This is a genomic window from Chryseobacterium sp. VD8 (assembly GCF_037149975.1).
Taxonomy (GTDB): domain Bacteria; phylum Bacteroidota; class Bacteroidia; order Flavobacteriales; family Weeksellaceae; genus Chryseobacterium; species Chryseobacterium indicum.
Genome location: NZ_JBBCQL010000083.1, coordinates 1 through 16,715, shown reverse-complemented (window position 1 = coordinate 16,715; position 16,715 = coordinate 1). Strand labels below are relative to the sequence as shown.

At 36.7% G+C, this 16,715-nt stretch carries 19 protein-coding genes; 5 read left to right on the top strand and 14 right to left on the bottom strand.

The features are described from left to right. Nucleotides 1-346 (top strand): ExbD/TolR family protein (locus tag WFK35_RS11055; protein ID WP_336732683.1); only part of this gene is annotated, 346 nt, incomplete at its 5' end. 26 nt (nt 347-372) lie between these two features. Next, nucleotides 373-1,257, top strand: a complete 885-nt coding sequence (locus tag WFK35_RS11050; RefSeq protein WP_336732682.1) for a ferric siderophore ABC transporter substrate-binding protein — start codon at nt 373-375, stop codon at nt 1,255-1,257. A 14-nt stretch (nt 1,258-1,271) separates the two neighbouring features. Here WFK35_RS11050 and WFK35_RS11045 read toward each other — a convergent pair whose 3' ends face one another. From WFK35_RS11045 to WFK35_RS11000, 10 genes are all read right to left on the bottom strand, one after another. Beyond that, complete coding sequence (locus WFK35_RS11045) at nt 1,272-1,664, bottom strand: hypothetical protein (protein WP_336732681.1); 393 nt, start codon at nt 1,662-1,664, stop codon at nt 1,272-1,274. Between the two features lie 18 nt (nt 1,665-1,682). Then, entirely contained in the window at nt 1,683-2,420 is a 738-nt protein-coding gene (locus tag WFK35_RS11040) for an ATP-grasp domain-containing protein (RefSeq protein WP_336689779.1), read from the bottom strand. A 3-nt stretch (nt 2,421-2,423) separates the two neighbouring features. Beyond that, entirely contained in the window at nt 2,424-3,827 is a 1,404-nt protein-coding gene (locus WFK35_RS11035) for a nucleoside recognition domain-containing protein (protein WP_336732680.1), read from the bottom strand. 178 nt (nt 3,828-4,005) lie between these two features. Then, nucleotides 4,006-4,518 carry a DUF6973 domain-containing protein gene (locus tag WFK35_RS11030; RefSeq protein WP_076394073.1) on the bottom strand — a complete coding sequence of 171 codons (513 nt, stop codon included), beginning with the start codon at nt 4,516-4,518 and terminating at the stop codon, nt 4,006-4,008. A 53-nt stretch (nt 4,519-4,571) separates the two neighbouring features. Continuing rightward, complete coding sequence (gene accD, locus WFK35_RS11025) at nt 4,572-5,426, bottom strand: acetyl-CoA carboxylase, carboxyltransferase subunit beta (protein ID WP_116099254.1); 855 nt, start codon at nt 5,424-5,426, stop codon at nt 4,572-4,574. Between the two features lie 75 nt (nt 5,427-5,501). Next, nucleotides 5,502-6,572, bottom strand: a complete 1,071-nt coding sequence (gene fbaA / locus WFK35_RS11020; protein ID WP_214587717.1) for a class II fructose-bisphosphate aldolase — start codon at nt 6,570-6,572, stop codon at nt 5,502-5,504. Nucleotides 6,573-6,643: 71 nt separating this feature from the next. Further along, a complete protein-coding gene (locus WFK35_RS11015) occupies nt 6,644-7,510 on the bottom strand; it encodes an NAD kinase (RefSeq protein WP_087711954.1) in 867 nt (288 codons plus the stop codon). Nucleotides 7,511-7,516: 6 nt separating this feature from the next. Then, the gene (locus WFK35_RS11010; protein WP_336732679.1) at nt 7,517-8,092 is read right to left on the bottom strand and encodes a CBS domain-containing protein; all 576 of its coding nucleotides are present in this window, start codon (nt 8,090-8,092) and stop codon (nt 7,517-7,519) included. A 260-nt stretch (nt 8,093-8,352) separates the two neighbouring features. Next, the gene (locus WFK35_RS11005) at nt 8,353-8,883 is read right to left on the bottom strand and encodes an RNA methyltransferase (protein WP_336732678.1); all 531 of its coding nucleotides are present in this window, start codon (nt 8,881-8,883) and stop codon (nt 8,353-8,355) included. A 62-nt stretch (nt 8,884-8,945) separates the two neighbouring features. Further along, nucleotides 8,946-9,827: a bestrophin family protein gene (locus WFK35_RS11000; RefSeq protein ID WP_336732677.1), complete on the bottom strand. Its 882-nt coding sequence runs from the start codon at nt 9,825-9,827 to the stop codon at nt 8,946-8,948. 309 nt (nt 9,828-10,136) lie between these two features. On the opposite strand from WFK35_RS11000, the gene WFK35_RS10995 reads away from it, so the two are divergent. Both WFK35_RS10995 and mutS read left to right on the top strand, forming a co-directional pair. After that, on the top strand, nt 10,137-11,003 hold the full coding sequence (locus WFK35_RS10995; protein WP_336732676.1) for a cupin-like domain-containing protein: 867 nt from the start codon (nt 10,137-10,139) through the stop codon (nt 11,001-11,003). A 98-nt stretch (nt 11,004-11,101) separates the two neighbouring features. Then, complete coding sequence (gene mutS, locus WFK35_RS10990) at nt 11,102-13,693, top strand: DNA mismatch repair protein MutS (protein ID WP_336732675.1); 2,592 nt, start codon at nt 11,102-11,104, stop codon at nt 13,691-13,693. Between the two features lie 18 nt (nt 13,694-13,711). On the opposite strand, the gene WFK35_RS10985 is transcribed toward mutS, so the two are convergent. Both WFK35_RS10985 and WFK35_RS10980 read right to left on the bottom strand, forming a co-directional pair. Beyond that, on the bottom strand, nt 13,712-14,176 hold the full coding sequence (locus WFK35_RS10985; protein ID WP_336732674.1) for an energy transducer TonB: 465 nt from the start codon (nt 14,174-14,176) through the stop codon (nt 13,712-13,714). 8 nt (nt 14,177-14,184) lie between these two features. Continuing rightward, entirely contained in the window at nt 14,185-14,616 is a 432-nt protein-coding gene (locus tag WFK35_RS10980) for an energy transducer TonB (protein ID WP_336732673.1), read from the bottom strand. A gap of 266 nt (nt 14,617-14,882) precedes the next feature. Here WFK35_RS10980 and WFK35_RS10975 point away from each other — a divergent pair, with 266 nt between their 5' ends. Then, nucleotides 14,883-15,272 carry a ribosomal maturation YjgA family protein gene (locus WFK35_RS10975; RefSeq protein ID WP_336732672.1) on the top strand — a complete coding sequence of 130 codons (390 nt, stop codon included), beginning with the start codon at nt 14,883-14,885 and terminating at the stop codon, nt 15,270-15,272. 25 nt (nt 15,273-15,297) lie between these two features. On the opposite strand, the gene WFK35_RS10970 is transcribed toward WFK35_RS10975, so the two are convergent. Further along, nucleotides 15,298-16,215: a YARHG domain-containing protein gene (locus WFK35_RS10970; RefSeq protein WP_336732671.1), complete on the bottom strand. Its 918-nt coding sequence runs from the start codon at nt 16,213-16,215 to the stop codon at nt 15,298-15,300. After that, the coding region (locus WFK35_RS10965; protein ID WP_336732670.1) for a DUF2306 domain-containing protein at nt 16,212-16,715 on the bottom strand (504 nt) is incomplete at its 5' end. The genes WFK35_RS10970 and WFK35_RS10965, both read right to left, overlap by 4 nt.

Below are 16,715 nucleotides of genomic sequence, written 5' to 3'. Positions count from 1 at the left end.
GACAGACGTTATCTTGCTGATGCTGATCTTCTTTATGGTAACTTCTTCAGCAGCCAACCAAAGTGCGATCGATGTGAAATTACCAAAAGCAGATACCGCAGCAGACAATATTCCGAATCCTTTGGTGGTGAGCGTAAAACCGGACGGTTCTTATTTTGTGGACGATAATCCTGTGAACAGAGGCGAATTGGAACAGACCATTGTAAATAAATTAACAGGTCAGGCGAATAAATCTTTCACCATAAGAGCAGACGAAAATACCCTTCATAAAGATGTGGTTTTTGTAATGGAAATTGCAGAGAAAAATAAATTTAATATTGCCATTGCAACTGTTAAAGATAAATAACTCTTCAGGAAGCAGGATCTTTTAAAATGAGAAGTCATAGTATCAATAAAAATGAGCAAAACAAAGACAGAATAAAAAGCGCCGTGCTTTCTATTCTCATCTGGTCTGCCATTCTCTTATTTGTTTTTCTGTATAAACTCAAACCGGAACTGAATGAACAGCCTGAAGTTATTACAACCATGCTGGTGAATTTTGGAGACAACAGAAACGGAAACGGGGTAGAAGAGCCGGCAGATCAGCCGGGAAGTCTTGCTGCTGCGACAGAAGAAGTCGCTCCTGAACCCGCAGAAACTGCTGTTCCTGAAACCAAGACCGTTATACAGCCTGATCCGCAGCCTGAAACCAAAAAAACAGAGGCGAAAGAAAAAGTCATAACCGGAAACAATACCAAAACTTCTGTTCCGAAAAAAGAGGAGTCCAAAGCGGAAAGTAAAAAGACTTCCACAAGTACCTCTGCAGCCAAAAACACTAAAAAATCCGGAGCCACAACCGCAAATTCCAAGACTGGAAATGGTGACGGAAAAGGAAACGCAGCCATTGGAAATCTGATCAGAGGACGCGGAACGAAAGCAGGAAGCCAAGGCGATGGAAAAGGAATCGGAAATGCAGGAGATCCTTTAGGTGGTGATGGAAATGGCGACAGCAAAGTCGGAATCGACCGAAAACTGGTAGGATTTATCCCCGGAACGATGGGAAGAGGAGGATCACAACCTGCGAATAGCTGTACAGCAAGCGGAACGATTACCATTGCTTACACCGTAGATAAAGCAGGAAATGTAGTTTCGGCGAGAAGATCGGGCGGAACTTCGGATCCATGTATCAGTTCGAATGCGATATCGTGGGTTAAGAAATATGTAAAAGCAGAAAAAGCGAGTGTTTCTTCCACCGGAACGTATAAAATCACTTTTTAAAATACAAAAGCACTTTACTCAAGTGCTTTTTTTATTTCTGAAATTCTGTTAATAACCGGAAGCGCAAATACTCCGCTGGTTTGGAGATACAGTTCATAGAATGTTTTTGCTTTCTCTAAAAAATCTTTGTTATCAGATTGTTTTCCGTTAAAATAGAAAAGATTTCCTAACATTTCATAATAATCTTTATGGTCTCTTTCCTGTCTTTCATTCACAATTTCTATGATTTCTTCTTTTGATTTTGATGAAAGTGTTGTAAAATCAAACTTGAAAATATCTTTCATTAAAGATTCAAAATCAAGCTCTTTCTGCATTAAGCTTTCTTCAGGTTTATCCAAAATAAGCTTTTCTAATGCTTGAGTTAACTGGCGTATTAATCTTAATGTGAATTCTTTATCTGTAATCATTTTTTTATTTTTTATTAATTAAAAGTTTAAATAATCTTCTGTTTCGGTCAATTCGCTCCATCTCGCAGAAAGGAATTTTACATAGTGTGTTGAAGAAAGTCCGTAAGTGCCTAAAGAATGTCCGTCATTAACTTCTACCAGTATCGTTTCTCCCTTTTCATTGATGCCAAAATCCAAAGCAAATGCCCTTGGTTGAGAAATAAATGACTGTATTGCGGATTCAACTGTTTCCACATCAATTTTCGTATTCCATGCTCCTTTATATCTTCTGATGTCTAATATTTTATTGTAGCGAATGAAACACCTCCATTCAGTTTTAAAATCGATAAGTTCGGAACAAAGAACATCAATGTCTCTTTCAGTATTAATAATCCCTAAAAAATCCATTTCATTTTGAATTACTTTTCCTGCAAATAATTTTGTTTCAATTTTAGGTTTAATGAAAATATTCCAACCATCTTTATCCGCAAATATTTGATTAATGGTTGATTCCCAAATTTTTCTTTTTAAAAAGGGTTTTAATTCCTCAGGATAATCAATTTCCTTCTCAGGACGGTTTATATCTAAATTTTTCAGTCTTTTTCTAACATTCCCAATTCCGCCGACAATAATATTTTCAGGATTATTATCTGAAATTTCGTCTGCATCAACATACTTTTTGATCTCGTAGCCAAAATTTTTAAATCCTTCATAAGCAAGAAATGAATTAACATTGTAAAACTCTCCCGAAGCATCCGTTTGAATATATGCTTTCATTATTTATGCAAAGAAAAGATATGCCAGAATAATAGAAGTAATAATCCCCACCAAATCTGCCAAAAGCATGGCAATTACCGTGTATCTTGTATTCTTTACGGCTACGGCTCCAAAATAAACGGCAATGACATAAAACGTCGTATCTGAGCTTCCCTGAAGAACTGCCGCTAATTTTCCCTGAAAACTGTCTGCCCCGAAAGTTGTCATGGTATCAACCATCATTCCTCTTGCTCCTGATCCGGACAAAGGTTTGATTAAAGCGGTTGGAAGTCCGTCTACAAATCTCGAATCTAAATTTGCAGAATAAGCAACCCATTTCATTCCGTCGATAATCACGTCAAATACTCCGGAAGTTCTTAATAGCGAAATGGCGATCAGCATTCCGACCAAATAAGGAATAATCTTTACACATGTTGTAAAACCTTCTTTGGCACCTTCAATGAAAGCATCAAAAACATTAATTTTTTTATAAACAGCACCAAGAACAATGGCTAAAAATATGAAAAGAATCAATCCGTTGCTTAATACCTTGCTGAAATCATCCAGTTCATCTTTGCTTAATTGAGTAAGGTATAAAACCAACAATGCGATAATAGCAGAAATTCCGCCAACGTAGGCAAGAACTACAGGTTTTAAAAGATTGATTTTCTGATATAAAGAAACCACGATCATCGCGGCCAAAGTTGCTGCAAATGTAGCGATCATACACGGAAGAAAAATATCCGTCGGCGTTTTTGAACCCATCGAGGCGCGGATCGCAATGATGGAAACCGGAATTAAAGTCATGCCTCCTGCATGAAGACAAAGGAACATGATCTGGGAGTTACTTGCCGTGTCTTTATTCGGATTTAAAGTCTGCAAACTTTCCATCGCTTTGAGACCAAAAGGAGTGGCTGCATTATCCAGACCAAGAAGATTGGCACTGAAATTCATCAGCATATGTCCGAAAGCGGGATGGTTCTTAGGAATATCGGGAAATAATTTTGAGAAAAAAGGCTGAATTAACCGGCTTAAAAGATTGATTCCGCCTGCTTTTTCCGCAATACTCATGAAGCCCATGAATAGAGTCATAATTCCGATAAGTCCGAGACAGATTTTCACTGCCGTTTCAGAAGTTCCGATTACCCCATCCGATTCCTGAATACGGTACACTTTTACATCCTGCTTTAAAGAATCTGTTTTATAATGAATCCTGCTGTCGGCAAAATCAGTCTTTTTCATGAGGCTGTCGCGCACAACAGGAGAGAGTGCATTCATTTTCTGAGTGGCAATCTGTACGGTATCACCGCCTTTCCCTACAACCATATCATTGAAAATAGTTTTGTAGTTGCCTGATGAAACGTATTTTATACCTGCAATGGCAATGGCAATGATAATGAATGCCGACCAAATTCTGCTGAGAACCATTTGAGTAAATTAAAAATTTTAGAAAAGATAATAAATTATAAGTAAAACTTGAAAAAACTTTTATTTCTTTGAACCATTAAGATTCAATAAGAAATTAAGAATATTAAGGAAAGCCTAAAAATCAGAATGATTTATCTTAATTAGACTTAAAACCTTAATTCTCCTTAATGGTTTAAATTTATTTTTCATCCAGATAAACCAAAAACCCTTCAAAATCATCATCCAGATTTTTCAGAACTTTAGCATCTTTCATTTTCTTTTCCAGACCTTCAATGAAAAAACTTTTCTCGAAAAACTGCCGGTGAACTCCCGGAAGCAGTTCTTTAAAGTAATTCATCCCGAATTTATTGTTGTGGAGATCCATTTTGGTTTCCAGAGGTTTGTTCGGGAATAATTCTTCGTGCATATCGGTGATTCTTTTACAGAATTTCAGCGCTTTCTGAGGTGAGGAGACTTTAGAGCAGTACATCGCAATAAAACAGCACCAAAGAGCGTGTCTGAATGCATTTCCCACACCATTGGTGGAAGCTGTTTCAGGAAATTTTTTCTGGGCAATGGTGTATGCCTGAACGGTGGCATGAAAACTGAGCAATGAGAAAACAGGATGAGGAAGAACAAGTGTTAAAAGACGGATGATCTTTTTGAAACTCATGCTTCGGATGGTGCTGAAAAATATCTTGAAAGTTCTCATAAATAAAAATCTCTCCCTAATTAGAGAGAGATTGTGTTATTTTGTTACAATTATTATGCTTTTACAGCTAATAAATTCACTGTTTTAGCAACAGTGTCTCGGATTTCTGTTCTTTTAACGATAAAATCTACAAAACCTTTTTCCTGAAGGAATTCTGAAGTCTGGAAACCTTCCGGTAAATCTCTTCCGATGGTTTCACGGATAACTCTTGGTCCTGCAAAACCGATCAAAGCTCCCGGTTCAGCCATGATAATATCTGCTGTCATTGCGAAAGAAGCTGTAATTCCGCCAAAAGTAGGATCACAAAGATAAGCGATGTATAAAAGTCCGGCTTCTGAAAGCTGAGCCAGTTTAGCCTGTACTTTAGCCAGCTGCATCAAAGAATACGTTGCTTCCTGCATTCTCGCGCCACCGGATTGGCAGATAATCATATAAGGAAGTTTTTTCTCGATACAGTAATCGATCGCTCTTCTGATTTTTTCTCCCATTACAGAACCTAAAGAACCGCCGATGAAAGCAAAATCCATACAGGAAACCACCATTTCAGTACCTTTTACAGTTCCTACTGCGTTTCTGATGGAATCGGTAAGTTTAGTTTTAGCTTTTACTTCTTTCAGACGGTCTGTGTAAGATTTCGTGTCTTTAAAGTTCAGAATGTCAATACTTTCAACATTGGCATCCAGCTCCGTGAATTTGCCTTCATCGAAAAGGATATCAAAAAATTCTGCACTTCCTATTCTTACATGGAAACCGTCTTCCGGAGAAACATAGTTATTTCTCTTCAATTCGTCATGCTCCACCACTTTTCCTGATGGAGTCTGATGCCAAAGACCTTTGGGAACGTCTTTTTTCTCATCAGTAGATGTCGTAATATTTTGTGCTTTTCTTTTAAACCACTCGAATGCCATGTATAAAATTTTAGATTTTGAATTTTAGATTACAGATTAAAAATAATTTAAAATCTATAATCTAAAATTTATAATTTATTTTAGCGTATTTACGTTATTTAAATCTTCAAATGCCTGAACCAGTCTCTTAGTGAAAGTTTCCTCACCTTTTCTTACCCAAACTCTTGGGTCATAGAATTTTTTGTTCGGTTTTTCTTCTCCTTCAGGGTTTCCGATCTGAGTTCTTAAATAATCGATATTGTTTACCATATAATCTCTGATTCCTTCTGTGTAAGCAAACTGAAGGTCAGTATCAATATTCATTTTAATTACCCCGTAATCAATCGCTTCTCTGATTTCTTCCAGAGTAGATCCGGAACCTCCGTGGAATACGAAATTAATAGGCTTTTCAGCAGTTCCGAATTTCTCCTGAACATATTTCTGAGAATTATCAAGGATTTTTGGTGTAAGAACCACATTTCCTGGCTTATACACTCCGTGTACATTTCCGAAAGCTGCTGCAATCGTGAAGTTGTCGGAAACAGCTTTTAACTTTTCATAAGTGTAAGCGATATCTTCCGGCTGTGTATATAATTTAGAATTGTCTACATCCGAATTATCTACACCGTCTTCTTCGCCTCCTGTAACTCCGATTTCTACTTCTAAAGTCATTTGAAGTTTAGCCATTCTTTCGAAATACTGAGCGGAGATTTCTAGATTTTCTTCTAAAGATTCTTCAGAAAGATCCAACATGTGAGAAGAATACAGAGATTTTCCTGTCTGCTTGTAGAATTCTTCGTTAGCATCCATCAATCCGTCGATCCAAGGCAATAATTTTTTTGCAGCATGGTCTGTATGAAGAATTACCGTTGCTCCGTAAGCTTCTGCAAGGGTATGGATATGTTTTGCTCCGGCTACAGCTCCTAAAATAGCTGCTTTCTGGCCGTCGTTGCTTAACCCTTTTCCTGCGTTATAAGCAGCACCTCCGTTAGAGAACTGAATGATAACAGGTGAGTTTAGTTTTGCTGCAGTTTCCAAAACCGCGTTTACGTTGCTGGAACCAATTACGTTTACTGCTGGTAATGCAAATTTGTTTTCTTTAGCATGCTGAAAAATATCAGTAACTAATTGACCTGTGGCAACTCCTGCCGGGAAAATTCTGCTCATGTTTTGCTTTTTAATATAAATTATTAGGGTGTTTTTAAATTCCTGTAAAGGTAATAATTTTTAAAATATTCTTAATTTCTTTTATCTCTCCCCCAAAGTAGCTTCTGGCGGATGGTTTCGTAGAAACTTAAGTTATTCGGCTGAACGAGTAATATCTGAAAATCCGCTTTTTTAATCACAATTTCCTGATCTGTTTCGATATGAATCAACCGCGAGTCCAGAGAAAGAGAATATTGTGAAACTCGGCTTTCAACTCCGAATTTAATTTCCACGCTGTCATTCACAACCAAAGGTCTTACATTAAGATTATGCGGTGCAATAGGAGTGATAACGAAGTTCTCGTTGTTCGGAGAAATAATCGGTCCTCCACAGCTCAACGAATACGCCGTAGAACCTGTAGGAGTGGAAACAATAACACCATCTCCCCAGAAAACATTCAGAAATTCATTGTTAATATAAGAATCTACCGTAATCATGGAAGTGGTTTCTTTTCGGGAAACCGTAACGTCATTTAAAGCATATGGGAAAAAATCCTCCAAAACAGGTGAAACAACCTGAATTACAGAACGGCGGCTTGTTTTAACATCGCCTTTCAGAATAGAATCCAGTTCCTTAAATGCTTCTTCTTTGGTAAAACTTGCCAGAAATCCTAATCTTCCGGTATTTACCCCGACAATAGGGATTTCAAGATCTTCAATGAAAGTGAGGGAGTTTACAATTGTTCCGTCCCCGCCAAAAGTGAAGAAAAGATCCACTTCTTTCTCCAGAAGATCTTTTTTATTATTAAATGTTTCAAAAATCTTTGAAAACTGAAGCGCTTCAGCCATCTCATCGTACAAAACAGATTTTACACCTCTGCTTTCCAGCTCGGAAATAAATTTGCTTAAATATAAAAAAGTATCAAGATCTTTTTTCTGAGAATAAATGGCTGCCTTCATTAGTTTTTATATTTCTATGAATTTCTGGAAAAACCCGAATCTGTCCTGCAACAAGTCTGATTTTTCATCAGAATAGTACTTTTGTACGATGCGGTAATCATATCGGTCGAATGTTTCATCAATAGAACTCAGATTTTCATTACTGATCTTTATCGTCACCTGAATCACTTCATCCGACATGAAGCTGATAAACGCGCCGTAAAATTTGGAATTATTGCTTTCTACAATATTGGCAATCTCCGTCATCGAATATTTTCTTGCCGGAGTTTCCACCGTAAGAATGGCTCCCGATTCGGAAAACAGCGGATATTTTGAAAAATCCTGAAAAATATCCTCACAGCTGATATATCCCAGGTATTTCTCGGATTTATTAATAACAGGAATCACGTTGGAATTGAAGGTATAGAATATTCTGATGCTGTCCATTATATTGTTATCCTCCAGAATGGCAAAACGCTCGATCTGATGTTCGAGGTTTTTCAGCGTCCCTTCCTCATCATACAGGAAATCCTGTGCAATTGCACCGTAAAAATGATGGGATTTTTTGATGAAAATATGAGAATATCCAAATGCTTCTAACATTTCCCTGGCTGATTCTATCGAGTCAGAAAGGCTGAAACACGGGAAGTCTTTTGAGATATAATCCTTGATAAACATTGTGCTAATTTATAAAAAATTAAACGAAACTTTTCTTCAAAATGATACTTTTTTTCAGGAAAATAAAAAAAAATAATTTTAAAATTTGTTGGTGTAAAAAAAAAGAGTACCTTTGTCGCCTTTCATTTTTACTTTTTATTAGATTTATTTCAAACTGCACTGTCTCTTAGACATATGCAGTTTTTTTATTTTAAAGCCTTTGCAAATTCCCACATCACAATTCCTCCGCAAACGCTTACATTTAAAGAATGTTTGGTTCCCAACTGAGGAATTTCAAGGAAAGAATCAATATTCGGCAACGCTTCATCGCTTATTCCTTCCACTTCATTTCCTAAAATCACCGCGTATTTTTTTGTTTTATCGATGGTGAAATCTGTGATCATCTGGCTGTTGGTCGTCTGCTCGATTCCTACGACTTCAAATCCCTGAGATTTTAAATCATTAATGGCTGTATTTATGTCACTTTCATGACTCCAGTCTACGCTTTCCGTAGCTCCCAAAGCGGCTTTGTGGATTTCGCGGTGTGGAGGCTGCGGCGTGATTCCGCAAAGGATAATCTTCCGAACCAAAAACGCATCTGCCGTCCTGAACGTTGCACCCACATTGTGCATACTTCTGATGTTGTCTAAAACTACTACCAAAGGAATTTTCTCAACCGATTTAAAGGTTTCCACATCAATTCTGTTGAGTTCTTCCAGTTTTAATTTCTGTACCAATTTTATTTTTTTGTCAAAATTAGGTATAAATATTTACGATTTTCAGATAAAAACGGATTTTGTTATTTTTTAGTACCCATGATCTGATGAACGTTTTTCTCAATATTCTGGGCAATAGTTTCCATCGGAATATCATTTTCATCATTATTAAATGGATCTTCAATTTCTTCGGCAATCAGCTCAAGGCTCATCAGAACATAATAAATGAATACCGTAAGCGGGATAATGTAATTTCCGATATTGATAACGTAAGCAATCGGCAGCGCAAAAACATACAGAATGATAAATTTTTTAATGAATGATGAATAAGAATAGGGAATCGGCGTATTTTTAATTCTCTCGCAACCGCCGCAAACATCCAGAAAACCCGAAAGCTGGGTGTCGAGATACAGCATTTCAATATCTGAGATTTTTCCTTCTTTCTTTAGCTGATTTAATTTGTGGCTCATCAGAATGATGATTTCACTCGGACCGTGATTTTTAAGCTCTTTTTCGATTTCAGAATAATCTTCATCCAAAGCCAGTCGGGTAGATTCTTTAGATAAATGTTTTGCCAGAAAATGCGGAAAAAACTTTAAGTATCTTGAAATTTGCTCAGCATTCTGTCTGTCGTCGCCCAAAATAGTATTGACTTTTATGGCAAAATTACGGGTGTCATTCACCAGTTTTCCCCACAGTTTTCTGCCTTCCCACCATCGGTCATAAGCAGTGTTTGTTCTGAAAACCAACAACAAAGAAAGCACAAAGCCTAATAGAGAATGAATTAAACCCACATTGCTGATTCCTGATTTTGAATTAAGACGGAAATGTTCAATTTCAAGATATTCTACGCCCCACGAATATAATCCGACAAGGATCATGCTTGGAAATAATATTTTTAAAGTGTCGCTTTTATGTAGGCTGAAAAGGATTTTCAGGAAATGTTTGGTGTTGTAAACTCTCATAGATTCTCTTAGTCTTACAAATATAATTTTTTCATTTTATCCTGACTTTATCAATAACTAAAATCTTAAGACGCACAATTGTTGTTTTGCTATCATTTGCTGAACGAAGTGCCTTCGCGATCAAAAAAATATGGATGAAAAATTGAAATAAAATCTTTGCGAATGTCGCGTTGAAAAATAAAATCTTCATCATGCTAATTTCAAGCAGAATTAAATTAAAAAAAATCCTTGTAGCAATATATTGTCTTTAAATTTCCCCAAATTTCAGAAAAACACTATTTTTATTTCACATTAAAAAATACACACCAAATGATTCTCGAAAGTGTAGATATTGTTAACGACATCAGTAAAGACGATTTTCAGAAAAATTATTTCAAAAAGCATAAGCCGCTTCTGATTAAAAATTTTGCGAGCCGATGGGATGCCTTCGACAAATGGAATTTTGATTTTATCCGTGAAAAAGCTGGAGAACAGGAAGTTCCTTTGTACGATAACAAGCCTGCCGACGCGAATAAAAGCAGCGATGCTCCGGTTACCAGAATGAAAATGAAGGATTATATTGATACGATCAAAAGTAAACCTTCCGATCTGAGGATTTTCTTTTATATCATTACAGACCGGCTTCCGGAACTGCTGAAAAACTTTACATATCCGGATTTGGGAATGAAATTTTTCAAACGTCTTCCGACCTTATTTTTCGGAGGAAGTGAAGCGCATGTTCTGATGCACTATGATGTGGACTTGGGAGATTTTCTGCACATTCACTTTGAAGGAAAAAAGAGAATTCTGCTTTTCGATCAGAAACAATCCGCATTTTTGTACAAAGTTCCGTTGTCGGTTCATACCATTTATGATATAGATTACGAAAATCCGGATTATGAAAAATTTCCCGCCCTGAAACATGCCAAAGGTTTTGAAATTTTCATGGAACATGGCGATGCACTTTTTATTCCCGGTGCGTTCTGGCATTTTAACCGATATTTAGAACCAGGATTTTCAATGTCGCTTCGTGCATTACCCAATAAACCGAATGTTTTTGCAAATATGCTGTATCATGTTTTCATCATGAGATATACAGACAAATTAATGCGGAAGCTTTTCAAAGCTAAGTGGGTGAATTACAAACAGAAGTGGGCATATAAGAAAAGTTCGGAAGCTTTGGCTAAACATTCTTAATGATAAAAGAAATTTCTTTTTTTAAGTTGTAAGTTTCAGACTTTCCTTCTACTATTTTATTTCATACTTTTACCGACCCAAATTTAAGAACGATTGTAATGGCAAAGGCAGCGAAGAAAGAAACCCCGTTAATGACGCAGTACAATACCATCAAGGCGAAATATCCTGATGCGCTTTTACTATTCAGAGTAGGGGATTTTTATGAAACTTTCGGGCAGGATGCCGTAAGAACGTCACAAATCTTAGGAATTGTTTTAACGAAAAGAGCCAACGGTGAAGGTCATATCGAACTGGCTGGCTTTCCGCATCATTCGGTAGATTCTTATTTGCCAAAACTCGTAAGAGCGGGAATGAGAGTTGCGATTTGCGACCAGCTGGAAGACCCGAAAATGGTGAAGGGAATCGTAAAAAGGGGAGTCACGGAACTGGTAACACCGGGAGTTACGTTCAACGATCAGGTTCTAAATTCAAAAAAGAACAATTTTCTGCTTTCCCTTCATAAAGAAAAGGAAAAATTCGGGATTGCTTTAGTGGATATTTCTACAGGGGAATTTCTGGTAAGTGAAGGAAATCTGGAAAAACTGCTTCATATCGTGAATACATTTGATCCGAGTGAGATTATTTATCAGCGAAGTGTTCAGATTCCGGAGCAGCTTAAAAACAAAAATGCCTTTAAACTTGAAGACTGGGCATATCAGTATAATTTCGCTTACGAAAAACTGACGAATCACTTTAAAACCAATTCGTTAAAAGGTTTTGGAGTGGAGAATCAGCCTTTGGCAATTACTGCAGCAGGAGCGATTTTCGCTTATCTGGTGGAAGATACGCATCATAACTTACTGTCTCACATCACCAAAATTCAGATCATTCCGCAGGAAGATTTTCTGATGATGGATAATTTTACATTGAGAAACCTTGAAATTGTGTATCCAAGCAATCCGCAGGGGAAATCACTGTTAGATATTATCGATAAAACTTCGACTCCGATGGGAGGAAGACTGCTGAGAAGAAGGATCATTCTACCATTAAAATCTGTAGATGAAATCAACAGAAGATTGTCTTTAATTGATTTTTTAAACGAAAACGACCATCTTAAATATGAAATCTCACAGCTCTTAAAATCAATTTCCGATTTAGACAGACTGATGGGAAAACTGGCAGCGGAAAAAATTTCACCGAAAGAATTGGGATATCTTCGCCAGAGTTTAATCAATATCCATAAAATCAAAGCGTTGCTTCATCCTCATGCCGATATTCTGGCTTGGCTGGATCCGTTGTATGATCAGGATGAACTGATAAAATGCCTTCAAAATCATCTGAATGATGAACTTCCGGTGAATTTATCGAAAGGAAACGTCATTAAAAAAGGAATTTCCGAAGAACTGGATCGTTTAAGAGGATTACAATCCAAAGGACGCGGTTTTCTGGACGAAATGTGCCAAAGAGAAATCGAAAGAACAGGAATTTCAAGTCTGAAAATTGATTTCAACAATGTTTTCGGCTATTATATTGAGGTTCGAAACACCCATAAAGATAAAGTTCCAAATGACTGGCTGAGAAAACAGACACTGGTAAATGCAGAACGATACATCACAGAAGAACTGAAAGAGTATGAAAATCAGATTCTTGGAGCCGAAGAAAAAATCGGAGTTTTAGAAAATGAACTGTACCGAAATGTATGTTCCGAAACGATGGTTCATATCGATCAGATTCAGGAAAATTCTAAAATTATTGCACAGTTGGATGTTGCGGTTGGTTTATCGGAACTGGCTGTTTCTGAGAGTTATACCAAGCCTGTTTTAAATGAAAGTTTTGCCATAGACCTGAAAGAAGCAAGACATCCGATCATAGAAAATGCGCTTCCTTTAGGCGAAAAATACATTCCGAATGATATTTTCTTAGATAAAGATTCTCAGCAGATCATCATGGTAACCGGACCGAACATGGCGGGTAAATCGGCAATTCTTCGTCAGACTGCAATTGTTTGTTTATTGGCTCAGATCGGAAGTTTTGTTCCTGCAAAACATGCAGAAATCGGGGTTTTAGATAAGATTTTTACAAGAGTTGGCGCAACGGATAATATTTCTGCGGGTGAATCAACTTTCATGGTGGAAATGAACGAGGCAGCGAATATTCTGAATAATATTTCCGAAAGAAGTTTAATTTTACTGGACGAAATCGGGCGCGGAACTTCTACCTATGACGGAGTTTCCATTGCTTGGGCGATTGCGGAATATCTTCACCAACATCCGACTCAGGCAAAAACACTGTTTGCAACGCATTATCACGAGCTGAATGAAATGACCGTAAGTTTCGAGCGCGTGAAAAATTTCCACGTTTCCATTCAGGAAAATAAAGGAAATATCATCTTTTTAAGAAAGCTGGTTCCGGGAGGAAGTGAGCACAGCTTCGGTATTCATGTGGCGAAACTGGCGGGAATGCCTTCCAAAGTCGTGAACAGAGCCAATGAAATTCTGAAAACGCTGGAAGCAAGCCGTTCCCAAAGTGGAGGTTCTTCTGAAAAGATCAAGCGCGTTACGGAAGAAAATATTCAACTTTCTTTCTTTCAGTTAGACGATCCGGTTCTGGAAAGTATCAAAGAAGAATTAACTAAAATCGACATCAATACATTAACTCCCATTGAAGCGTTGATGAAGCTGAATGCAATAAAGAAAATGATTGGCGGATAGTTTTCTGTTCTTTATAAATTATTTGAGATTTATGCTTACAGGAATCTGAATCTTACTTCTTACGAGATAACCATTCTGTTGTGCCGGAATCCATTTTCCCTGAACATGTTTTACGGCTTTTTCCAGAGCAGCATTAAAGCTGTTGTTTGATCCTGAAGCCAGGATTTCTATAAGACTTCCATCCTTTTCAACGGTAAAATTAAGCATTGCAGTAAGCGTTTTTTCACGCTTTTTTACTTTGACGGATTCGAGTGTAATAAGATTTTCAACTTTTTTAATAAATGCTTCTCTACCCTTTGGAAAATACGCTTCATGATCCGGAGGATAATAACATATTGTCGTAATTGGGATTTTTTCAATTTCTTTTGGTTGGGATGGAGCAGGAATATGGCTGCTTTGTGCGAAAAGCAGGGCACCGAAATTAATCATCAGAAACAAAATCAGCCATCGTTTTAATCCGAAATTTTGGATGAAAATTTTCATATTAAAACTTAATCAAATTTCTTCAAAGTCAGAGGAAAAGTATAAAGAAATCTTACTGGTTCTCCTTTAATTGTTGCGGGTTTCCATTTTACAAAAAGTCTTCTTACAGCAATTTCTGCGGCTTTGGAGTGCTTCGGATCGTCTCCCATCGCGGTTACATATCTTACATAGCCTGTTTTTTCGACAATGAAATAAACTCGGGTATTGATTTTTTTAGATTTTACATCAATTACATCCATTTTCTCTGAAAACTGTTTTTTAAAAGTTTCCATTCCACCGGGAAATTCTGCTGGAGAGTCAGCCTTTGTAACGGCGTCTTCAAGTTTCATTTTTGTTTTTAAAACGGCATAATCCGGAATTTCTGTTACCGAATTATATTGAGTCTGTGCAAATAGAAAGACGCTTACAAATAAGCCCAGAAAAATAATCAGCTTTTTCATATAATTGTGTTATGAGAAATAATATTTTTAAAGCATCAAAAATAAAGCCGAATGAAAATTGATTTTTAATAATAATCAGTGAAAATCATTGGTTTGATTCGGTGTAATGATCCATCTTATCAATAAAATCAATAAAGAAAGAAGAGTCATCACGATAAATCCTGAAAAAAATCTCAGAAAATGAGTTTTGGTGTCATTATCAATCTGCTTTATTTTTAATTTTGTAAGGGTTATAAAACCTACATAATACATAAAAAGCACTACAAGTGGAAGGAAAAGAATTGGCATTTCAGGTTACATTTAATTACACATATTTTCTGGTTACTATTTTTATATTTCTGACAGAAGTTTTAATCGCCACCAAACTCAAAGATATTTTCTTTGTGAGAGCCTATCTCGGAGATGTGATCGTGGTGATGCTGATCTATACTTTCATCAAAACATTTTTCAGAATTGAAGATAATAAAAAATTGATTCTCGGAATCCTGATTTTTTCTTTTTTGATAGAAGTTGCCCAATATTTCAATATTGCAGAAAAATTAGGCTTCCGGAAAGGAAGCCTGATGTATATCGTGATCGGAAATTCGTTTTCGTGGATTGATATTCTGTGCTACGTTGCTGGATGTTTGTTGCTTTTTGTTTTTGTGAAATTTTAGACAAATCCTCAAAAAACATATTAAACTACCTTCCGAAACTGTCGTATTTATCTTCAGCGTATTTGATGAAGCGGTTCAGTAAAGCTACGTTTTCCTTTTCAAGAGGAGAAAGCTCGCTGTCTACATTATTGGAAACCGGAATATACCAGTCGGTCTGCTCAAAGAAATTTCGATAGGTCTGCTTTTTAAAAGCATAGCCGTGTCTCGCGAAAACTGCGTTTTTAATGATTTCCATATCCAGTTTTCTGAGGTTTTTAAGATCTTTTTCCGTTAATTTTTGCTTGGATGCATTGATTTTGAAAACAGCATCTGAGGCAATTCTGTTCTTAGATTCTGTGTAGGTTTCCGTTTTCCCGGTTTCTTCGTCGGTGTATTTTTCTACGAAATCCTTCGGATTTTCCCAGTCGATGAGATCGTTATTTTCATTCAGCATGAAATTCGGGTTGTATACAAACTCTTTTTTCACAAGCTTTAAAGTTTTATTCGGAGCCTTTACCGCCGATTTATTAAAGGCATTCCAGCTTCCGGTAAGACTGTCGTTGTTTAATTTTACCTCAAATCGTCCGTCTGTTTTATCATTTCCGGGTTCATCCAGAATAAAAGATTTTGAAGTTTCGTTAAAAACGCCTCTGAATGGTCTTTGATTTCCATCAACAATACTTTGTCCGTACACACTGTCTTTGGTAATCCTGTTGATTTTCAGGGCAATTCTTTTATAAATTTCACCTTCATACGTTTCGCCGTCTTCGGAGGTAATCATTCCTTTTCCCGCGAAATCGCCCATATAAATTCCGTAATATTCTTTGTAAACTTCGGGAACGACTACAGAATCCTTCTTTGCTGTAAGACTGTCTTTTGAATGATCTGTTGTTCTTACATCTTTTTTACAGGCAGTTAAACCAATTGTAAATAAGGAGATTAACGATAATTTTAAAATTTTCATATGTATTTTTTTGCAATTAAATATTCAATTAATAGAATGTTCGGAATCCAGCCCAACCATGCTATGATCTGATAAACATCCATCGGATTCGGGTGGAATAAATATACAATAATTACCTTCCACATTCTTAATGTTACCGCGGAAAGTGTCAGCGCAAAACTACGCCACATCCATTGTTTATGTTCTTTAAATTTTTTCTTTCGGGCTAACTGATACGCTTTAAAAGTGAAAAACCACCACAAACAGCCGAGAATGACAAAGGAAATCTTCGATAAAATTCCGCCGTTGGCTAAAACACCCATGTAAATTCCGGACGGAGCCGCGAAAAGCAAAATCAGAAAGATGTAGACCTTTCCGGTGTTTTTGTGGAAATTCTTTAAGCCGAAATTTTTTCTGAGAATCGCTAAAAATCCATTCAGCAAAACAAAAATGCTTGTGTAAACGTGAGTGTAGAAAAAATAAAGATATTCCGGTTTGTTGGTAACTTCCGTCTGTTTGAT

Excerpts from the sequence above, each read along its gene's own strand:
- WFK35_RS11050 (WP_336732682.1), top strand. The coding sequence starts at position 373 with ATGAGAAGTCATAGTATCAATAAAAATGAGCAAAACAAAGACAGAATA.
- WFK35_RS11045 (WP_336732681.1), bottom strand. The coding sequence starts at position 1,664 with ATGATTACAGATAAAGAATTCACATTAAGATTAATACGCCAGTTAACT.
- WFK35_RS11040 (WP_336689779.1), bottom strand. The coding sequence starts at position 2,420 with ATGAAAGCATATATTCAAACGGATGCTTCGGGAGAGTTTTACAATGTT.
- WFK35_RS11035 (WP_336732680.1), bottom strand. The coding sequence starts at position 3,827 with ATGGTTCTCAGCAGAATTTGGTCGGCATTCATTATCATTGCCATTGCC.
- WFK35_RS11030 (WP_076394073.1), bottom strand. The coding sequence starts at position 4,518 with ATGAGAACTTTCAAGATATTTTTCAGCACCATCCGAAGCATGAGTTTC.
- accD (WP_116099254.1), bottom strand. The coding sequence starts at position 5,426 with ATGGCATTCGAGTGGTTTAAAAGAAAAGCACAAAATATTACGACATCT.
- fbaA (WP_214587717.1), bottom strand. The coding sequence starts at position 6,572 with ATGAGCAGAATTTTCCCGGCAGGAGTTGCCACAGGTCAATTAGTTACT.
- WFK35_RS11015 (WP_087711954.1), bottom strand. The coding sequence starts at position 7,510 with ATGAAGGCAGCCATTTATTCTCAGAAAAAAGATCTTGATACTTTTTTA.
- WFK35_RS11010 (WP_336732679.1), bottom strand. The coding sequence starts at position 8,092 with ATGTTAGAAGCATTTGGATATTCTCATATTTTCATCAAAAAATCCCAT.
- WFK35_RS11000 (WP_336732677.1), bottom strand. The coding sequence starts at position 9,827 with ATGAGAGTTTACAACACCAAACATTTCCTGAAAATCCTTTTCAGCCTA.
- WFK35_RS10995 (WP_336732676.1), top strand. The coding sequence starts at position 10,137 with ATGATTCTCGAAAGTGTAGATATTGTTAACGACATCAGTAAAGACGAT.
- mutS (WP_336732675.1), top strand. The coding sequence starts at position 11,102 with ATGGCAAAGGCAGCGAAGAAAGAAACCCCGTTAATGACGCAGTACAAT.
- WFK35_RS10985 (WP_336732674.1), bottom strand. The coding sequence starts at position 14,176 with ATGAAAATTTTCATCCAAAATTTCGGATTAAAACGATGGCTGATTTTG.
- WFK35_RS10980 (WP_336732673.1), bottom strand. The coding sequence starts at position 14,616 with ATGAAAAAGCTGATTATTTTTCTGGGCTTATTTGTAAGCGTCTTTCTA.
- WFK35_RS10970 (WP_336732671.1), bottom strand. The coding sequence starts at position 16,215 with ATGAAAATTTTAAAATTATCGTTAATCTCCTTATTTACAATTGGTTTA.